Source organism: Chitinophaga sp. OAE865 (assembly GCF_040546735.1).
In the GTDB taxonomy this organism is placed as follows: Bacteria; Bacteroidota; Bacteroidia; order Chitinophagales; family Chitinophagaceae; genus Chitinophaga; species Chitinophaga polysaccharea_A.
Map to the genome: position 1 here is coordinate 1,936,795 of NZ_JBEPOF010000001.1, position 19,822 is coordinate 1,956,616.

Annotated in this window: 13 protein-coding genes; 8 read left to right on the top strand and 5 right to left on the bottom strand. The window is 47.5% G+C overall.

Annotated elements, in window-relative coordinates:
• Positions 1-29 precede the first annotated feature (29 nt).
• Complete coding sequence (locus tag ABIE50_RS08125; protein WP_142683631.1) at positions 30-1,319, top strand: MFS transporter; 1,290 nt, start codon at positions 30-32, stop codon at positions 1,317-1,319.
• Between the two features lie 51 nt (positions 1,320-1,370).
• Here ABIE50_RS08125 and ABIE50_RS08130 read toward each other — a convergent pair whose 3' ends face one another.
• Positions 1,371-3,017: a UxaA family hydrolase gene (locus ABIE50_RS08130; protein ID WP_209864802.1), complete on the bottom strand. Its 1,647-nt coding sequence runs from the start codon at positions 3,015-3,017 to the stop codon at positions 1,371-1,373.
• 477 nt (positions 3,018-3,494) lie between these two features.
• Here ABIE50_RS08130 and ABIE50_RS08135 point away from each other — a divergent pair, with 477 nt between their 5' ends.
• From ABIE50_RS08135 to ABIE50_RS08165, 7 genes are all read left to right on the top strand, one after another.
• Entirely contained in the window at positions 3,495-5,450 is a 1,956-nt protein-coding gene (locus ABIE50_RS08135) for a heparinase II/III domain-containing protein (RefSeq protein ID WP_209864799.1), read from the top strand.
• A 217-nt stretch (positions 5,451-5,667) separates the two neighbouring features.
• Complete coding sequence (kduI, locus tag ABIE50_RS08140; protein ID WP_209864796.1) at positions 5,668-6,510, top strand: 5-dehydro-4-deoxy-D-glucuronate isomerase; 843 nt, start codon at positions 5,668-5,670, stop codon at positions 6,508-6,510.
• On the top strand, positions 6,470-8,755 hold the full coding sequence (locus ABIE50_RS08145) for a BT3233 family polysaccharide utilization protein (RefSeq protein WP_209864793.1): 2,286 nt from the start codon (positions 6,470-6,472) through the stop codon (positions 8,753-8,755). Before kduI ends, ABIE50_RS08145 begins: the two co-directional genes overlap by 41 nt.
• Before the next feature lie 52 nt (positions 8,756-8,807).
• Positions 8,808-9,569: an SDR family oxidoreductase gene (locus ABIE50_RS08150; protein WP_502913906.1), complete on the top strand. Its 762-nt coding sequence runs from the start codon at positions 8,808-8,810 to the stop codon at positions 9,567-9,569.
• A gap of 29 nt (positions 9,570-9,598) precedes the next feature.
• The gene (locus ABIE50_RS08155) at positions 9,599-10,651 is read left to right on the top strand and encodes a LacI family DNA-binding transcriptional regulator (protein WP_209864789.1); all 1,053 of its coding nucleotides are present in this window, start codon (positions 9,599-9,601) and stop codon (positions 10,649-10,651) included.
• A 21-nt stretch (positions 10,652-10,672) separates the two neighbouring features.
• A complete protein-coding gene (locus ABIE50_RS08160) occupies positions 10,673-11,866 on the top strand; it encodes a glycoside hydrolase family 88 protein (RefSeq protein ID WP_209864787.1) in 1,194 nt (397 codons plus the stop codon).
• A gap of 18 nt (positions 11,867-11,884) precedes the next feature.
• Positions 11,885-13,141 (top strand): DUF2264 domain-containing protein, encoded by a 1,257-nt coding sequence (locus ABIE50_RS08165; protein ID WP_209864784.1) that lies wholly within the window; start codon positions 11,885-11,887, stop codon positions 13,139-13,141.
• A gap of 58 nt (positions 13,142-13,199) precedes the next feature.
• Here the strand turns inward: ABIE50_RS08165 and ABIE50_RS08170 are convergent, their stop codons facing one another.
• The 4 genes from ABIE50_RS08170 to ABIE50_RS08185 form a co-directional block, all read right to left on the bottom strand.
• Positions 13,200-13,733: a GNAT family N-acetyltransferase gene (locus ABIE50_RS08170; protein WP_209864783.1), complete on the bottom strand. Its 534-nt coding sequence runs from the start codon at positions 13,731-13,733 to the stop codon at positions 13,200-13,202.
• A gap of 18 nt (positions 13,734-13,751) precedes the next feature.
• Positions 13,752-17,684, bottom strand: a complete 3,933-nt coding sequence (locus ABIE50_RS08175; RefSeq protein ID WP_209864780.1) for a Pls/PosA family non-ribosomal peptide synthetase — start codon at positions 17,682-17,684, stop codon at positions 13,752-13,754.
• Positions 17,685-17,865: 181 nt separating this feature from the next.
• Positions 17,866-18,285, bottom strand: coding sequence for an SRPBCC domain-containing protein (locus ABIE50_RS08180; protein WP_209864778.1), 420 nt, complete (start codon positions 18,283-18,285; stop codon positions 17,866-17,868).
• Between the two features lie 497 nt (positions 18,286-18,782).
• Positions 18,783-19,619 carry a bifunctional transcriptional activator/DNA repair enzyme AdaA gene (locus ABIE50_RS08185; protein ID WP_209864775.1) on the bottom strand — a complete coding sequence of 279 codons (837 nt, stop codon included), beginning with the start codon at positions 19,617-19,619 and terminating at the stop codon, positions 18,783-18,785.
• Positions 19,620-19,822 lie beyond the last annotated feature (203 nt).

The window sequence follows — 19,822 nt, forward strand, 5'->3', positions numbered from 1 at the left end:
TGCACATTATAAATTCCAAATAGACCGTAATGAATTCCACAACTTTAGGCAAGTATCGCTGGCGGGTATGCGCACTTTTATTCGTAGCCACAACCATTAATTATATAGACAGGCAGATATTGGGGCTGCTTAAAACGGATCTGTCGGCAGAGTTCCACTGGACAGAAACGGATTACAGCAACCTGGTGATGGCGTTCTCCGCCTGCTATGCGATTGGCTTGCTTTTCTTTGGGGCATTGGTAGACAAGATAGGATCCAAACTGGGGTATGCGCTTTCTATTGTTGTGTGGAGCTTGTCGGCCATGGCGCACGGACTGGTACGTTCCACGCTGGGATTTGGCGTGGTAAGATCTATATTGGGAATAAGTGAGGCGGGTAACTTTCCGGCTGCTATCAAAGCCACAGCAGAATGGTTTCCCAAGAAGGAGCGGGCACTGGCCACGGGGATCTTTAACTCAGGTTCCAATATAGCTGCAGTGGTTGGCCCGGCAATGGTGTACTGGCTGGCTACTAATCATGGCTGGCGGAATGCCTTTGTATGGACAGGCGCCATTGGTTTTATCTGGCTGATATTCTGGTGGATCTATTATGAAGTTCCTGCCCGTCATAAGAAATTATCTAAAGCAGAATTTGATCATATTCATTCCGACCAGGAAGTGGAAGAGGTGAAACCCAAACCGGTTAAATGGGCTAAGCTGCTGGGGATCAGGCAAACCTGGGCTTTTATATTCGGCAAGTTACTTACCGACCCGGTATGGTGGTTCTTCCTTTTCTGGTTACCCGGTTACCTGGAATCCATTTTTCATGTAAATATGAAAGAGTCATTGGGATTGCCGGTGATCATTATTTATTCCATCACCAGTTTCGGCAGCATTGGCGGTGGCTGGTTATCTTCCTACCTCATTAAATCCGGCTGGCCGGTTTTCAAAGCGCGTAAAGTATCTATGCTGATCTTTGCGCTGTGTGTACTGCCTATTATGCTCATCCAGTACTCAAATAATGTATGGTTTGCCATAGCATTGATCAGCCTGGCTACGGCTGCGCATCAGGCATGGTCTGCTACTATATTCACCACTGCTTCAGATATGTTCCCTAAACGGGCGGTAAGTTCTGTTGTTGGTATTGGCGGTATGGCAGGATCCATTGGCGGTACCTTGTTCCCGATGCTGATCGGTGCCATGCTGGATCACTATAAATTAATCGGCAACATAGGTATCGGATACAATATCCTGTTCACTATCTGTGCATTGGCCTACCTGATAGCCTGGTTGGTGATGCACTTCTTTGCACCTAAAATGGAGCAGGTAAAACTTGATTAGTGCGTATTTTGCCGCAAAGGTTGTCTGACAACCTTCGCGGCAAAATACGCGTTAAAGCGAAACGCCTCTTTTCCACGGAATGAAATCGTCCTGGTTGAGTTGTTCTGCCTTAGTATGGACTTCACCACTGGCGGTCTTGATCACATATTCAAGGATCTCTTCGCCCATACCGGCAATGCTTTGTTCTCCGCTGATGATGGTACCGGTATTGATATCGATGATATCTTTCATACGGGTAGCCAGTTTGGTATTAGTGGCCAGTTTTACCACGGGGGCAATGGGATTGCCGGTAGGCGTGCCAAGTCCTGTAGTAAACAACACTATATTAGCGCCGGAACCAACTTCCGCAGAAGTAGATTCTACATCATTGCCTGGTGTGCAAAGCAGGTTCAATCCAGGCTTAGTTACATATTCTGTATAATCCAATACATCGGTTACAGGTGAAGTACCTCCTTTCTTTGCCGCTCCAGCAGATTTGATGGCATCTGTAATAAGGCCATCTTTGATATTTCCGGGAGATGGGTTCATATAAAAGCCGGAACCAACAGACTGGGCCTGGTTTTCATAAGCACGCATAATGCGGATGAATTTATCGGATGTTTCTTCTGTCTGACAACGGTTGATCAGTTCCTGCTCCACTCCGCACAGTTCAGGGAATTCAGAAAGAATGGATGTACCGCCCAGCGCTACCAGCAGGTCTGAAGTATGACCTACCGCGGGGTTAGCCGAGATGCCGGAAAACCCGTCGGATCCGCCGCATTCCAGTCCTATTACCAGTTTGGAAAGAGGACTGGGTTTACGCGTCTGTTTGTTAGCCTCCACCAACGCAAGGAAGGTATCTTTGATAGCGGCAGACAACATTGCAAATTCCGAGGCACTTTTCTGCTGTTCGTATACCAGTACCGGCTTGTTGAAGGCCGGGTTTAACTTTTTGAGTGATTCCTGGAGAATTGATACCTGTGCATGCTGGCATCCCAGGCTAAGAATGGTGGCGCCTGCCACATTGGAGTGATGGATATAGCCTGCCAGGAGGGCACATAAGGCATCTGAATCCTGGCGGGTACCACCGCAGCCTCCTTCGTGAGTAAGGAACTTTATACCATCAATATTGGGGAAAACCACATTTCGTTTGCCCGTTTCAGTTAGTTCGCCCGCTTCGTAATTTTTAATGGCTTCCAGGTCGCCGCTCCTGTAAAGAGCTACCAGGTCTGTTACCTGTTCGTTATATACTTCTGCAGGAGAGAAACCCAATCCCTTTTCGAAAGCGGTTTTAATCACCCCTACATTCCTGTTCTCACAAAAGACCAATGGAATTACCAGCCAGTAATTACGGGTACCTACCTGTCCATCGGCCCGGTGATAACCCATAAAAGTGCGGTTTTTCCATTTACTCACATCAGGGGCCTGCCATTCCAGTGAACTGTCTTTTTCGTGAAATGCGTTGGCATCATGTACCACATTTTCGGTGGTAATAGATTCTCCCTTTGCAATGTTCTTGCTGGCTTTTCCAACCAGTACGCCATACATTGTGATGGGATCTCCCTCCAGGATATCGTTGATCAGGAATTTATGTTTAGCAGAAATATTTTGTTGCAGTTGAATGTTATGTCCGTTAAATGAGATATCGGTTCCTACCGGTATATCCTGTAAGGCTACCAGCACATTATCGTCAGGATGAATTTGTAAATAAGCGTTCATAGCAGCTAAAGTAGTAAATAACTGCTCCGGCTGATGATAGTAAAATGTTAATCCTTGATAAGATTTTGACTATTTGATTATATGGCTGTAACACTTTGTGGGTGCCGGTCAGGAAAGAATTAGAAATTGTTAATCCGCTACCAGTTGGGTCGGGCTTCCCGGTATGCAAAAAGTATGTTTTGATCTAATGTTATGCAAACGTTTGTAATTCCCGCATATTTTGATATTTTTAAGTATGACAGCGGGTTTCAGGCAGCAAGGCCGATGATCCCTTTGCAAAAACGGGCACATTTGCCGGAACCGGCTAACGGTAATAAGCAGCTTTAGAAGGTTTCAGCCGGGAACAGTATTTGGCCGGATATTCCGGGGAATGAACAATTGAGTATTAATATTTTATCATTCTGACAATTATTCCATAGTGCCTTCAGCCATCTCTTATTAAATCCTGTTATTCATCTTATAAAAAAATAAATGTCAATGCACGTTAAAAAACTGATCTGTACCTTATTGCTTTTTTCAGGTATATCCATCAATCCCAAAGCCCAGGATGCCGGTAAAGGATGGAACTATCTATATGAGGAATACAGGAAAAAAGGGAGTGATGCCGCTTTTAAAGACATTACGCAATGGAGGAAAGAGCGATACAGGTCTGTTACGGAAAAAATTGCAGCACTGCCTGCTGCCAGCAAAGCTTTGTTGCTGAAAGAGGCAGATAAGGCATTGTCATTTAACTGGCCATCGTTACCGGCTACTTTATACCTGCAATACCGTGATAACGGCAACCGTGTAAATTTTGAAAATGCGCAGTTTGAGCGCCGCAAAATTTTGGCTGCATTAGTGGCGGGTGAGCTGGTGGATGGCAAAGGAAAATATATCCCGCAGATAGTAAATGGCCTGTGGTTGATACTGGAAGAAAGCACCTGGGTGTTACCGGCTCATATAGGCGCACAGAAAGCAGGCAGCGGGTTGCCCGATCCTGCTGAACCGGTGGTGGATCTGTTTGCTGGCGAAACTGCTGCCACGCTTAGCTGGGCCCGGTTTTTACTGCATGATCAGCTGGATAAATTTTCGCCGGTAGTAAATAAGCGGATCAACTTTGAGTTGCAGCGCCGCATCATAGCGCCCTTCCTGGAACGAACCGATTTCTGGTGGATGGGATGGGCCGGCCGTTCTGTGAATAACTGGAATATCTGGATCAATACCAACGTATTACAGACAGCCTTGCTGAGTATAAATGAAACGGATATACGAAATAAGGTAATTGAGAAAACAATACGCAGCGCGGATAATTTCGTGAATGGCTATCCTGATGATGGTGGCTGCGACGAAGGCCCTACCTACTGGGGACATGCCGGCGGGAAACTTATCGAGTTTATTGACCTGTTGAGCAGTGCTTCAAAACATCAGCTTGACTGGAGCCACAACGAACTGATTCACCGTATCGGCGCCTATATTTACAAAATGCATGTAGATAGCAGCCGGTTTGTGAATTTTGCAGATGCTTCTGCCAGCACTATCCCGCCGGGGCATACAGTTTATTTGTATGGTGCGGCCTTCCATGATCCATTACTTACCAATTTTTCCGCTTATTTGTCGCGGTTGGAAAACCCAGACAGTAACCGGGTTAAAACACCTTCCCTGGCTTTCTTTGTGTACAATATAGAATACCGTAGTGCATTGCTACAGGCCAAAGCAGCGGCGCCCTATACTGCTGAAAACTGGCTTCCTGATCTGCAGGTATTGTCTCTGCGTTCATCAGCCGGTGAAGCAAAGGGTTTATTCTTCGCAGCACAGTGTGGTCATAATGCAGAAAGCCATAATCATAACGACGTGGGGAACTTTGTGCTTTATATGGATGGTAAGCCCACTCTTATTGATGTGGGTGTGGGCACTTATACCAAACAGACTTTTAGCGCCGATCGCTACAAGTTATGGTTTATGCAGTCGCAATGGCATAATTGTCCTACAATAAATGGTGTTCAGCAACGCGATGGCCGGCAGTTCCAGGCCACTGCTGTGCAGTATGCCAATAATAAGCTGAGTATGGATATTGCCGCTGCGTACCCTGCAGAGGCACAGGTGCAGTTGTGGAAACGTACCTTTACGTTCAATCCTGCAAAAACTTCCCTGCAATTATCTGAAGCATACCAGCTTAAAGAATGGAAGGAGCCTTTCCTGTTGCATTTCATGACCTGCCTGCCTGCTGATACCAGTGCGCCGGGGCGGATAATGTTAAAAGGCAGTACCGCTAACCTTTTACTTACTTACGATCCGGCCTTGTTTGAAGTGATAGCGGAAGAGCAGGAAGTGAAAGACGGCCGGTTATCACCGGTGTGGGGTGATCATGTTACACGCATCAGCCTGAAATCACGTGGCAAAGCACTGGCCGGTAAGCATTCCGTTGGATTTACCATGAGCCATAACCCAAGGTGACAGCTTTGGATGGATGGTTACCGGTAGAGCAGGGTTGTTCTGGTGCTGCTTCTTTTACCCTGGCTCATATGTTCAGCAGCGCCATAGAAGACTTTTTAAATAAATACTTGATTTTTGCAAACGTTTGCATTATTTTAGAGCTTTCACCCGAAACCGTTATGCTGAAAGGGCTGTATCCAGCTATGTTATCAATAACCTGAAAATATTAAAACACAATATGAGTACCACGTTCGAATCAAGATATGCCAGCAGTCCGGCTGAAGTAAAGCAAATGGACACCACACAGCTCAGGCAGGCATTTTTAATAGAAAAAATTTTTGACGCAGATCATATCGCATGGACGCACACACATTACGACCGTTACCTTACAGGTGGTGCAATGCCCGTGAAAGGCCCAATAGCACTGGAAACAATTGATCTGCTGAAAGCAGCTTATTTCCTGGAAAGAAGGGAACTGGGAATGATCAACGTAGGTGGTGATGGAATAGTGGAAGTAGATGGAGAGAAATTTGAGCTGGCGTACAAAGAAGCGTTATACATCGGCAAAGGAAAACAACAGGTGATCTTCTCCAGTAAAGATCCGCAAACACCCGCTAAGTTTTACCTGAACTCCACACCTGCACATCATAGCTATCCAACCCGCAAAGTGTCCAGGAAAGAAGCGGAAGTAGTAACACTTGGCGCATTGGAAACTTCCAATCACCGTACCATCAACAAACTGCTGGTGAACAGTGTACTGGAAACATGCCAGCTACAGATGGGTATGACAGAGTTGCAACCGGGCAGCGTATGGAATACGATGCCGGCGCATACGCACGACAGGAGAATGGAAGTATACTTTTATTTTGAAGTGTCGGAAGGGCAGTCTGTATGCCACTTTATGGGACAGCCGCAGGAAAGCCGTCATATATGGATGCAGAACGAACAGGCGGTGATATCCCCGCCCTGGTCTATCCACTCCGGTGCAGGCACCAGCAATTATACTTTTATATGGGGTATGGCCGGTGAAAATCTCGACTATGGTGATATGGATCACTGTAAGATCACTGAACTACGTTAATGAACTGATAATAGCTGCTATCATGATGATGAAAAAAATTATCGCAGGAAGCTTGCTGGGCTTGTCTTTCCTGCAAGCCGGCTTACCGGTGTATGCAACAGGGCCGGTTACGGGCCGGCACGCCGTGGTTGCCGCCGATGCTTTCACTGCGGCTGCCGTGAGAGCACAAATGGAAAAAGTTGCATCCTGGCAATGGCATCATATTACAGCCAATGGCTGGAATCATGCACCCACCGATTGGACCAACGGCGCCATGTACGCCGGTATGATGTCGCTGGCACAGGTAACTTCCAACCCTTTCTTTATTGACCGTCTTGTGCAGGTAGGGAAGGATAACGACTGGAATACAGGACCGGACCGTTTCTTCGCAGATGAATACTGCGTAGGACAGCTGTATTCACAATTGAGCAGTGTGTACAAAGATCCGGTAATGACAGAGAAGTTCCGTAAGCTGGCAGATAGTATTGTAGCGGCGCCACATACCGAATCGCTCGAATGGAAAGATGGTATACATCACCGGGAATGGGCCTGGTGTGATGCGTTATTCATGGGCCCTCCGGCATTGGCTTATTTAAGCACTGCTACCGGCGATTCCCGCTACCTGGAAACAGCAGACAAGTTATGGTGGAAAACCACCGATTATCTGTACAACAAGAAGGATAGTCTTTATTACCGTGATGGAAGTTACATCGGCAAAAAAGAAAAGAATGGTATCAATGTATACTGGAGCCGGGGAAACGGTTGGGTGATGGGCGGCCTGGTACGTATGCTGGATAATATGCCGGCCGGTTATGCCGGCAAGGCACGTTTTCAGGATCTGTATAAGCAAATGGCTTACCGCATCGCGGCACTGCAAACAGCAGATGGCACCTGGCATGCCAGCTTACTGGACCCGGACAGCTATCCGGCAAAGGAAACAAGTGGTACCGGCTTTTACGTATATGCGTTGATGTGGGGTGTGAACAATGGCCTGCTTCCTGAAAAAGAGTTTTTACCGGTGATACAAAAAGGATGGGAAGCGCTTACCGGTTGCGTACAGCCAAACGGTAAACTGGGCTTTGTGCAGGAAATAGGCGCTGCGCCAGGAAAAGCCACTGCCAGTGACACAGAAGTATACGGCGTAGGTGCGTTCCTGTTAGCTGGCTCTGAGCTCATCAAATATGATCTCAGGAAAAATGCTGCAGCTCACCTGGTCATCTCTAATAACACTGGTATCAACAGGCTAGAAGAAATAACAGAAATTCCCTACGCTGATTTCAGTGCAAAGCTGTCTAAACAAACGCTGAAGGGGTTCAAAGTAACAGATGTATTAAGCGGGCAGGAGATTCCTTACCAGTTGGTTTATGAAGGCGGTAAATCTGTGAAGAAGATATTGTTACAGGTAACCGTACCGGCAGCCGCCAGTTTATATGCAGCAGTGGCAGAAGGTACTCCTTCACCTGTAAAAGCAAAAGCCTATGGTCGTTATGTGCCGGAGCGCAAAGATGATTATGCATGGGAAAATGACCGCATGGCTTATCGTATGTATGGTAAAGCGCTTGAACAGGTACCCAAGGAAATGGCCTATGGCATTGATGTTTGGGCCAAACGCACTACCGATATGGTCATTGATACCTGGTATAAACTGGATAACTATCACCACGATAACGGGCAGGGACTGGATTATTACAGCGTAGGCTTAACGCTGGGAGCCGGTGATACGGCGCCATACGGAAAGGATACCATCTATTTCCCTAAAAATTACCGCCATTCCAAAACTCTTGATAACGGACCGTTGCGTACCACTTTTTCCCTTACTTATGATACCTGGCAGGCAGGCAATACTGCCGTTACCGTTACCAAGACAATTTCCCTGGATGCAGGTTCCCAGCTTAATAAAATGCGGGTACAGTATAGTTTCAAAGGGAGCAGCATCCCGGTGGTAACAGGTATTGTAAAACGCAAGGAAGCTGGTACAGTGCTGCTGGATGAGAAAACCGGCGTGATGGGTTACTGGGAGCCGGTGCATGGAGAAGACGGCACCTTGGGCGTAGGCTGTGTTTTTGCCCGTGAAATGCCCGGGATGAAAACAGACCAGGTACATTTGCTGAGCCCCGGAACAGCAGAAAACGGGCAGCCATACGAATACTATTTCGGAGCGGCCTGGAATAAAGGAGGAAGGATCACTTCAGCCAAAGAATGGTTCCACTACCTGGAAACATTTGCGCAAAAGATTAAACAACCTTTACAGGTAAAAATTCAATAACTTTTCAGCAGGCTGGTGAATGGCCTGCTGAAAAATACCTATCTCATTTATCATGGACTTATTTCAGTTAAAAGGAAAAACTGCGCTGGTTACCGGCTGCAAACGTGGTATAGGAAAGGCAATGGCAGTAGCGCTGGCTTCTGCAGGCGCTGATATTATAGGGGTTTCTGCCTCCCTGGAGCTGAACGGCAGCGAAGTGGAAAAGGAAGTAACGGCACTGGGCCGCAGTTTTAAAGCCTATCAGTGCAACTTTTCCGACCGTACCAGTCTCTATGCCTTTATCAGGCAACTGGAGCAGGATGTGCCGGTAATAGATATCCTCGTTAACAATGCAGGCACTATTCTCCGGAAGCCCGCAGCAGAGCACCCGGACGAGTACTGGGACGAGGTAATTAACATCAATCTGAACGCCCAATTTATCCTGACCCGTGAAATCGGGAAGGGAATGATTGCCCGTGGAAACGGAAAAGTTATCTTTACAGCATCTTTGCTCACCTTCCAGGGAGGAATTAATGTACCAGGGTATGCCGCCAGTAAAGGAGCTGTAGGATCGCTGGTGAAAGCATTTGCTAATGAATGGGCATCAAAAGGGGTGAATGTGAATGCCATTGCCCCGGGATATATTGCTACGGATAATACCGCGGCCCTGCGGGCAGATCAGCAACGCAGCAGCTCCATACTGGACCGTATTCCTGCAGGCCGATGGGGAGAGCCGGAAGATTTTGCAGGACCTGTAATATTTCTCGCCTCAAAAGCGGCAGATTATGTGCATGGTACTATCCTTACAGTGGATGGTGGCTGGATGGGAAGATAAAGAACATTTACAGCTAATAGTCTCTATACATGAGCAAACGTACCGAAAAAACGATTGTAGATATTGCAGAAGAGCTGAAGCTCTCAGTATCTACCGTATCCCGTGCCCTGAATGATAATCCTAACATCAGCGCACGTACGAAAGACAAGGTGAAGAAGATGGCCCGTAAATTAGGCTATCGTCCCAATGCGCTGGCTGCCGGTTTGCGTAACAATAAAAGCAAAACCATCGGGCTCATTGTGCCGCGTATCTCTATGTTCTTTCCAGCTGCTATCAGTACTATTATTCAAAACAAACTACAGGAACATGGTTATAACCTCATCATCTGCCAGTCGAACGATTCATATGAACAGGAAGTAGCGTTGGTAAACACGCTGTATTCCGCGCGGGTCGACGGCCTGGTTGTATCCACCACTTTGTACACCACCGATTTTTCCCATTTTGATGTATTCAAGGACAACAAAATACCATTGATATTTTTTGACAGGGTGCCCAAAGATTATAATGTAAAAGTAATTAAGGGAGATGACTACGTAGGAGGTTATACCGCAACTACTCACTTGATAGAAAAAGGATGTAAAGATATTGTTCATATATCAGGCCCGCTTAGCTGTAATCTTTATGTGGAAAGGGTAGCGGGCTATAAGAATGCATTGCAGGAATTCAAATTACCATTCAAAAAAACACGGGTATTCTACCATGAGCTTACCCGCGACAATGCCTGGCAAACCTGCGAAAAAATATTCTCGCAACCACCGTTTCCCGATGGCATATTTGCCTCCAACGATACTACTGCCATTACCATTATGCAGTATTGCCGTAAGATCAATATAAGGGTGCCCGAAGATCTGAAAATAGTGGGTTATTCCAACGATCCACGCACCGAAATAGTTACGCCGTCTGTTACCAGCATCGACCAGTACCCGGCCATGATGGGTGAGCGCGTGGTCGCTGCCCTGATGGAACTGATCAATACTGCACCATCCAATACGCCACGTTATTCACAGGAAATAATACCTATTCAACTGATAGCCCGCGAGTCTTCTGCCGGTAAAGCAAAGAGCGGCGGAAAAAAGAAATGATCATACTATAATCACGTTATTATGAGAAAGAACCTGTTCTTTACGGTACTGTTGGTACCCGCTTCCTTGATGCAATCGTATGCACAAGCGGGAAAAGCAGATAAGGCTTTACTTGCTAAAGCAGATGCCACCCTGCAATTTGCCGCCCGGCAATATAAACTGATGATGACCCACGTACCCGATACCGTATTACCACGCAGTACCAGCAAAGATGGCAGCCTGATGACATCCAACTCCAGCTGGTGGACATCCGGTTTTTATCCCGGCACCAACTGGTATCTTTTTGAGTATACAAAAGATCCGGCCTTTAAGAACGAAGCGCTTAAGAGAATGGCCTTGGTAAAAAAAGAACAGTATAATACAAATACACATGACCTTGGATTTATGATGTACTGCCCTTTCGGAAATGCGCTGCGCATTACGAAAGACACCGTCTATAAAGCAATTTTGCTTACCAGCGCGCGGTCATTATCCACCCGCTTTAATCCAACGGTAGGGTGTATAAAATCCTGGGATCATGGCACCTGGAAGTTCCCTGTGATCATTGATAACATGATGAACCTGGAACTGCTCAACTGGGCCACGCGGGAAAGCGGTGATAAAAGGTTTGCAGACATTGCACGTATACATGCCAACACTACGATGAAGCATCATTTCCGCCCGGATTACAGCTCTTACCATGTGGTAGACTATGATCCTGCCACCGGCGCCGTAAATGAGCGTAAAACGCACCAGGGGCTGGCAGACAGCTCCGCCTGGGCCAGAGGACAGGCATGGGGGTTATATGGTTATACACTTATGTACCGCGATACGAAAGATAAAGCTTACCTGGAACAGGCGCGTCATATTGCCGACTTTATACTGAATAATCCGCATATGCCGGCCGATCTGGTGCCATACTGGGATTACGACGCACCGGATATCCCAAATGCCCTGCGTGATGTATCGGCCGCTTCTGTGGCTGCATCTGCCCTGCTTGAACTGAGCCGCTATACAAACAAGGCGGATGGCAAACGTTACTGGAACGTGGCAGAGAAAATGCTGACAAGTCTTTGCAGCCCTGCTTACCTGGCAAAGGAAGGGGAGAATAATAATTTTATATTGATGCATAGCGTAGGCCATCTGCCCGCTAAATCCGAAGTGGATGTACCGCTTACTTATGCTGATTACTATTTTGTTGAAGCATTGCTGCGGTATAAACAATGGGCGAAATAATACGGTAAATTTTTTTGCATGGACAGACGTTTTTTTATCAAAGCTATTCCCATGGCGGGCATAGCCAGTTCCATAGGTTCGGGGAAAGGAGTTCTGGCAGCAATGGCTGCGGATAAACCATTGCCGGGTGACAGGGCATATAATGTGGATCTGATGATTCGTATATGCAGCCCCGTTATAGAGCAGCTTAGCAGGGGAAAACTGAAAGCCACAATGCCTACCGAAGTGGCACCCGGTTACTCAAAACCGGTGGAGAAAGTAACCTACCTGGAGGCGTTTGGCAGAACCCTTGCGGGGATTGCTCCCTGGCTTGAGTTGGGAGATGATAATACACCTGAAGCCGGCAAACGTATGACCATGCTGGAAATGACCCGTAAGGCAGTTGAAATGGCAGTAGATCCTGCATCGCCAGACTATATGAACTTTACCGGTAAGTTTGATGCACAGCCGTTGGTAGACGGCGCCTTCCTTGCACATGGATTACTGCGAGCACCCAAACAGGTATGGAGCCGGTTACCGGCAAAAACGCAGCAGCAGGTGATTGATGGATTGACCAGCCTGCGCAGCATTAAAGCATTTACAAATAACTGGGTATTATTCTCCGCCATTATTGAAGCGATGTTGCTGAAGTTTGGCGCCAATTGGGACCGTAAGCCAATAGACCTCGCTGTGCAAAAGATCATGGAGTGGTATAAAGGCGACAGCATGTATGGGGATGGCGCACATTTTCATTACGACTATTACAACTCTTTTGTGATCCAACCTATGCTGGTGGATGTGCTCAGGGTGATGGCTGAAAAAGAAGAAAGCAGTAAAGCAAACTATGAACTGGCATTGAAACGTATGCAACGTTATGCCGCTATCCTGGAAAGACAAATATCCCCCGAGGGCACTTTCCCTGTTGTAGGCCGCTCTATGCCCTACCGCAATGCGGCATTTCAGGCATTGGCACAAATTGCACTGGAGGAAAAGCTACCGGAAGGGCTTTCGCCGGCCCAGGTAAGATGCGCACTAACGGCAGTGAATAAACGAATATTTGAGGCGCCTGGTACCTTCGATAAAAAGGGATGGCTGCAGATAGGCTTTTGCGGGCATCAGCCGGACATTGCGGATATCTATACCTCTACAGGCAGCCTGTACCTGTGCAGCACCGGCTTCCTGGCATTGGGATTACCGCCTGCGAATCCATTCTGGTCGGATTCAGCGCAACCATGGACAGCTGTAAAGGTATACAGTGGCGCTGCGGTAAAAAAAGATCATGCTATTGACTACTGATGTAACATTGTTTAAAATGCCGGTTCAGCAATAATACGGATGTCTGTAGCAGGAATTGCTACTCCCTGCCGGGCGATGGCGGAAATAACCGGACTGGTTTTTCTCCGTCGGGCGTAAGCCATTTTTCATACACCAGCCGCACCGGTTCATAATTTTCCGATACCAGGAACTGTTGCATACGATGGTTGTTGGATAAAGTATACCTTACTATCCTGCGTACACCCATCTCTACATATATCCGTTCCAGTTCTTCATTCATCATCCTGTAGATGCCCTGCCTGCGGAATTCACTGGCCACATAACCATCAGAAACGTACAACGTATTGCCGGTGTAATCTTCAATCCGGCTTTCATCTGCTTCTTCCAGGTAGGCAAAAATAAAACCCGCCGGCGTAGCATCTGCATAGGCCAGCAGGCAGGTGCCGTTGCAGGTTTCCTGCATTTCCATCACGTGCTGCATATAGCCGACAGCGATGCTATCCCAGTCTGCTGTTTTGAGGAAAAATGCTTTTTCCGAAAGATGCAGCTGTTTCATCATGGCATTGATGAGATCGTAGTGCTCCCTGATCTGTATAGATGTAATTGTGATCATTTCGTATAGCTGAAAACGTTAGTCTGGTTTAACCGGGCTGCCTGTCCAGCTGGTACCCGGTTGCAGGTTTTCTCCTTTCATCAGCAGCGATAACGGCGCAATGTTTACATCATCTCCCACCTCACTGTCGTACAGGATGATTGACCTGGCGCCAATGCTGCTCCTGCGGCCTATTTTAATAGGTCCAATCTTCATTACCCTGTCTTCAAACAGGTGTGTTTGCGGACCGCTGTCTTCATTCAGCACACTGTCTGTACCTATTTCCACCATATCAAATTCGGTGATGTCTGCGGTGTTCAGTAATACGCGGCGACCTGTTTTTACACCCAGTAAGCGAAGCAGTACCGGTAGCCATGGGGTGCCCTTCAGGTATTCCAGCAGGAAGGGGATAGAAAGCGCTTCGTAGGTAGAAGTGATGGCTTCACTGCGCCATACCTTGGAAGTCCACATAGGGCTTTGTAAAGCCCTGTATTTGCCGGTAAGTATCCACTTAAGCAATACGGTAAAGAGGAATGCAGGCAGCCCCAGGAAAAAGAGATAATAGAAAGGGAACTGCAGCAGGATCATCCACCAGGATTCATCTGTTACCAGGTCATGCGCATAGGCGATGAAGAGGATACTGCAACAGATCACTACTGTTTCAGGAATAAGGATGCGGATAAACTCCACAGTAGCCCTTGCCAGTTTACGTTGCGGAGAAGGATGGGTGGTTAGTTCCGGAGGAAAGAAATGACTTTCCTGGCGCCGTGGCAGCGCAATAGCCGGCGAACCAAACCAGTCGCGCGCGGTGCTTGCCGCCAGTTGTTCTTTGGAGGGTGGTGTAGACAATACGCCTATCAGCATATTTTCCGGCAGTTCATATCCCTGTGGTATCAGCGCGCTGTTGCCTACAAAACTTGTATTATGGATAATCGTTTTTTCCAGTATCAGTTTTTGTCCGCGTACATCTGATTCACCGAGTGTTACTGCGTCGGCAATAAAGGCGCCATCACCAATTTCCAGTAAAGGATGGGTAACGCTGCTGGCGGTAGATACTTCTGTGTTACGGCCGATTTTAGCTCCCAGCGCGCGGAACAGGGAAGAAATATACACCGTAGCAAAAATAGGATGTATCACGATCAGTGATAAAGACATGAGCTGATCGGCGAACCACTTACGAGCATAGAATGCACTGTAAACCGGGTAGGTGCCTGGCTTTATTCCCCATTGCAGTAAACGGGTGAGCAGTACGGTTTGCGCGGTGAATAGTATAATATAGCTCAGCGCCAGCGCCGGTGTGATCACCATGTAATTAAAATTGTAATCCGGCGCTGCGTTATCCATCTGGTTCAGTGTGATGATGGTGGGCAGTAACGGGAGTAACACCGTGAATGGGAATACCAGCAGGAACATGGAAAAGATAACACTGTATTTTCTGCGGGTTGCATTGGATACTGGTAATGGTTGCGGTAAGTCGCTGATATTTTTGGTTACTTTTAATACAGCCGGACTGCCTTGCCATACTTCACCGGATTTTATTGTGCTGTTGGCAGGCAAAAAGCTAAGGTCCTGTAATTCGCTCCAGTCTTCCATTACAGTGCTGCCGCCAATGACCGCGCTGCTGCCTATATAGGCATGATCACCCAGGTGCACTGTACGCAGTTTTAACAGGCCGTCTTCGATAAAAGCATTATTAATCACTGCCTGTGAGCTGATGCTCACATCACTGCCAATGGTAACAAGATCTTCTGCGCCGATCGTCACTGCACCGAGTTGCGCATCCGGCGCTATTTTCACGCCAAGCATCCGCAGGTAAGCGGGGTATAGCGGTGTACCATTAAGGAACTGGGATGGCATCAACCGCTGGATTGTTTTTACCAGCCACCAGCGGAAGTAATAAGTACCCCATAATGGATAATCGCCTGCTTTCATTTTTCCTATCACCAGCCATTTGGTACTGATAATAAGAATAGAGAAAAGAGGTGGTAGCAGGCAAAACATCACCAGCGCGGTAATAATAGCATATCCTAAATGACTGGTATCCTGTTCTACATAGTAGTATCCCAGGTAAGGCAGGAATATCTGCATCGCAAATAATCCAAAAATCACCAGTACAGCAACGGTTTGCGCTATCCAGCAGCTGAGGTGGCGCCACCAGGGTATTTTATTAAATACACGTGGTGGTTTCTGATCTGCCTGTGGTTGTGCCGCCCACACGTTTACCAGTTCCTGTAAGGGGCGGTGTATATAAATATCTTTGAGAGATGCATTAGGCACATTGGCCTCGCGGCGCAGCCGTGATACAAAAGCGGCTGCCAGTAAGGAATGTCCGCCGAGGTCTGTAAAAAAGTCCTGCTGAAGATCGATTGTCCGGTCAGGAAATACTTTCGATAGTATAGCAGTGATCCTTTCCGCTACAGGCGCATCCGGATCGATAGCTTCATGGGTGGTTACTTCTGCAAAGGCCGCCGGCAGGGGCAGGGCTTTGCGGTTTATTTTTCCGCTGGGAAGGCGGGGCATATCTTCCAATGCTACAATAGTGCCCGGCACCATATAGGGCGGTAATACCTTCGCAAGTGCGGTGCGGAGGGCCTGTTCATCAAAAGGGGCATTATCTTCCTTCAGGATATAACCTACCAGCTGATCCTGGTCGTTGCTGTCTTTTTTTACAGCCACTGCTGCTGCCGCGATACCGGCAATGGCATGCAGCTGGTTTTCAATTTCTCCCAGTTCGATCCTGTATCCCCGTAATTTGATCTGGTCGTCCAGCCGGCCCTGGAAATCGATACTGCCATCGGGTAAAATGATAGCGGCGTCGCCGGTGCGATACAGGCGGTCGCCGGGCAGTTCAGTCATACTGGCTGGTTTATCCACAAACTTCTCATGTGTAAGCTCGGGTCTGTCGATATAACCTGCGCCTACACCGGGGCCGGAGATCACCAGTTCTCCACGTTCTCCCAGCGGGAGGATATCCAGCTTCTCGTCTACAACCGCCATGTTGTAATTAGGCAACGGCTGGCCGATGGTAATATAATCCCCGGGTTTAAGCGCAGCGAAAGTAGCGCTTACGGTGGTTTCCGTAGGGCCGTAACTGTTATAGAAGCGGCGTGGAGGAATGGCCCACCTGGATAATACCTGGGGGGTACATGCTTCTCCGCCGGCATTGATGAGGCGCAGCGAAGGAATATTATCGTCCATGATGGCAAGTAAACTGGGAACAGCATGCAATATGGTGATATTCTCCCGGCGCAATACATCGCCCAGTTCATCGATGGCCTTGGCCGTAGTTGCGTCGGCCACCCAAAGGGTAGCGCCGGCAAAATAGCTAAGCCAGGTTTCTTCGCACCACATATCGAACGATACGGAGAAGCCCTGGTATACTTTATCAGTAGCGCGGATGTTTAATACGGTTTGTTCCGCCCTGATCAGATGACAGATCTGCCGGTGGCTGATCGGGATGCCTTTAGGTTTACCGGTGCTGCCGGAAGTATACAATACATAGGCGAAATTTTCCGGCTGCGGACCAGCGCTGAGGGAAAACACCTCGGAATGATCCGGTACCAGGGGTACGGTTAATATTTCGGCGTTCAGCTGCAGGGGCACTTCGCTGAAACAGGCTGCAGCCTTTACTTCAGTAAGCACTCCTTCCACTCTTTCCGCGGGCATTTCCCGGTCCAGCGGTACATAGGCGGCACCTGCCTTTATAATGCCAAGTATAGCAGCATGCAGTTCCAGGCTGCGTGGCCACCATATGCCCACCACGCTTCCAGGGCCTATTCCTTTTGATTGAAGATAGGCGGCAATAGCGTCACTCCAGTGATCCAGCTGTTGGTATGTAAGTGTTTGCTGCCGGAATACCAGTGCGGTGTGTTGAGCGTGTTCCTGCACGGTTTGGGAAAAGATATCCGCCAGTGTTTCATGATGAAGCAGCTCTGGCTGTTGGGGCCCTTTAACTATACTGTAAACATTCATAAGTTCGCGTTCCCGTAGGTTTGGTAATGCAAAGTTAGGGGGAAGAATCGGAGCACAGCCTTATAATAGGCTTAAAAATAATAGGTTCTTTGGGGAAAAAAGCGTATGATTTGTTAAGGTGTTTTTAAGGTTACATCTTCAGACAGCTAAACTTTAAATATCATTCATAAAAAAAGGCGGATTACCTTTGCAGGTATGCTTCTATTTTATCCAATACACCTTTCCAGTAATCGTTCATTTTAATTCTTTCTTCCTCATTTTTCAGCCATTCGTGATGAAAGGCGATAACAGTTTTTTCCCTGGCCGGAATCACCCTTATTTGCAGGGTAGACGCATCTGTATCGGGAGCCTGCTGCCATTTCATCCTGATCACTTTCCCGGTAGTAACGGAGGTAACCCTGATAGTGATACCTGAGCTGGTGGTATAGGTATCGCTTTTTTCGAGGGGAAGGCCAGCGTTACTGTCCAGCCAGTATCCGAGAACGGGTTGGGTAAACAACGTTTCCCAGGCATCTGCCGGAGCGATGGTAAAAGTGCGTCGGATGCCGGTTTCCCAGCCCTGGAAGTTAGTGAGGCCAACAGGTGTCTTTCCGGAGCTCATTGTTTTTCCGGAAAGATAAGGAAACCCACGGATATTGGTATATGTAAAGGATTGATGCTGAATATTGATATAGCTTTTGTTCATCCCGTGGAACAGACGCAAAAATTTATATATGGAAATGCGAAATAATTTTTTATTTTTAAGGTAACCTATTAAGCACTACTGAGCATCTGCGAGAGGATGTGTTTATAGCAACCAAAATCTGAAAAACGGAATTATCACAAACGATATACTAACTTGATTAACATCTAAACCAGGCGCTGATCTTTCGTGAGAAACTAATGCGCATGCCTGCAGGCATGTGATGACGCATATACAATAGTGATATTTTTGACTTTCTGATAAATTTTTTTCCTCGTCTAACCGGCAGGCACTATTTAGTGCTGGTCCTTTTTTTCATAAGCAAAAACGGGGCTGTCCTACACAAGCGGGCAGCCCTTTGTTTTGATTGCTACTGAATGTTGATAAGAAGAGGAAAGGGGAAGATGATTATATTTTCATCCGTCTTTATTCCCTTTTTTTGCAGCTTCCCACCCGATGATCGCGCTTTTACGTGTGCTTCCCCAGTGGTATTGGCCGGTATCGCCGCTGGCTTTAATAACGCGGTGACAGGGGATCAGGAATGCCACCGGGTTTTGGGCTACTGCGGTGCCTACTGCCCGGGATGCGTTCGGATGCTTAATGGTTGTTGCCAGATGCGAATAAGTAGTCAGGTTCCCCACCGGGATTTTCAGAAGCGCTTCCCATACTTTTAGCTGAAAGTCGGTTCCCCTCAGGTGCAGTTTAATTTCAGACAGCCGGCTCCAGTCCTGTGTAAAAATATACAGGGTATTCTGCTGGATAAGATCTACCATCTGGGTAAACCGGGCATGGGGAAATTGGGCGGTCAGATCCTCAAAGGCCTGCTGTTGGTTGTCTGCAAAGGCCATGTGGCAAATACCTTTGGAAGTAGAAGCCACTATGATATCGCCAAAGGGGCTTTCTGCAAAACTATAATTAATGTGCAGTGCTTTACCGCCGTTTTTGTATTCGCCCGGCGTCATGCTTTCTATATTGATGAACAGGTCATGCAAGCGCCCGGTACCTGAAAGCCCCGATTCAAAGGCTGCATCGAAAACGGTCACCTTTTCCTCCCTCAGTATTGTTTTTGCATAATCCAGTGTGAGATATTGAAGGAACTTTTTAGGAGTTACTCCGGCCCACTCTGCAAACACCCGCTGAAAATGAAACGGGCTCATATGTACGGCTGCGGCAATTTCCTGGAGATCCGGCTGCGTTTTGAAATGCGCTTTTATATAGTCTATTGCGGAGGCAATGGTGTTGTAATGATTCATGGCTTCAATGTTTTTTAAACAAAGGTAGCTTCGTGAATATCGGCAAAAAACCCGGTTATTGCGGATTAAATACTGCGGCAGGTACTTTTTTGAGGGATCCGCGGCTGTTATGCCGTATTGCTGTACAGGCAAATTGAACTGCTGCAGGTAGACGGGTACCTGCAGCTGGCCGGGGATTGATGAACAGAAATATCCCGGCCCTG

Coding starts and splice junctions, on each gene's coding strand:
- ABIE50_RS08125 (WP_142683631.1), top strand. CDS start 30: ATGAATTCCACAACTTTAGGCAAGTATCGCTGGCGGGTATGCGCACTT.
- ABIE50_RS08130 (WP_209864802.1), bottom strand. CDS start 3,017: ATGAACGCTTATTTACAAATTCATCCTGACGATAATGTGCTGGTAGCC.
- ABIE50_RS08135 (WP_209864799.1), top strand. CDS start 3,495: ATGCACGTTAAAAAACTGATCTGTACCTTATTGCTTTTTTCAGGTATA.
- kduI (WP_209864796.1), top strand. CDS start 5,668: ATGAGTACCACGTTCGAATCAAGATATGCCAGCAGTCCGGCTGAAGTA.
- ABIE50_RS08145 (WP_209864793.1), top strand. CDS start 6,470: ATGGTGATATGGATCACTGTAAGATCACTGAACTACGTTAATGAACTG.
- ABIE50_RS08150 (WP_502913906.1), top strand. CDS start 8,808: ATGGACTTATTTCAGTTAAAAGGAAAAACTGCGCTGGTTACCGGCTGC.
- ABIE50_RS08155 (WP_209864789.1), top strand. CDS start 9,599: ATGAGCAAACGTACCGAAAAAACGATTGTAGATATTGCAGAAGAGCTG.
- ABIE50_RS08160 (WP_209864787.1), top strand. CDS start 10,673: ATGAGAAAGAACCTGTTCTTTACGGTACTGTTGGTACCCGCTTCCTTG.
- ABIE50_RS08165 (WP_209864784.1), top strand. CDS start 11,885: ATGGACAGACGTTTTTTTATCAAAGCTATTCCCATGGCGGGCATAGCC.
- ABIE50_RS08170 (WP_209864783.1), bottom strand. CDS start 13,733: ATGATCACAATTACATCTATACAGATCAGGGAGCACTACGATCTCATC.
- ABIE50_RS08175 (WP_209864780.1), bottom strand. CDS start 17,684: ATGAATGTTTACAGTATAGTTAAAGGGCCCCAACAGCCAGAGCTGCTT.
- ABIE50_RS08180 (WP_209864778.1), bottom strand. CDS start 18,285: ATGAGCTCCGGAAAGACACCTGTTGGCCTCACTAACTTCCAGGGCTGG.
- ABIE50_RS08185 (WP_209864775.1), bottom strand. CDS start 19,619: ATGAATCATTACAACACCATTGCCTCCGCAATAGACTATATAAAAGCG.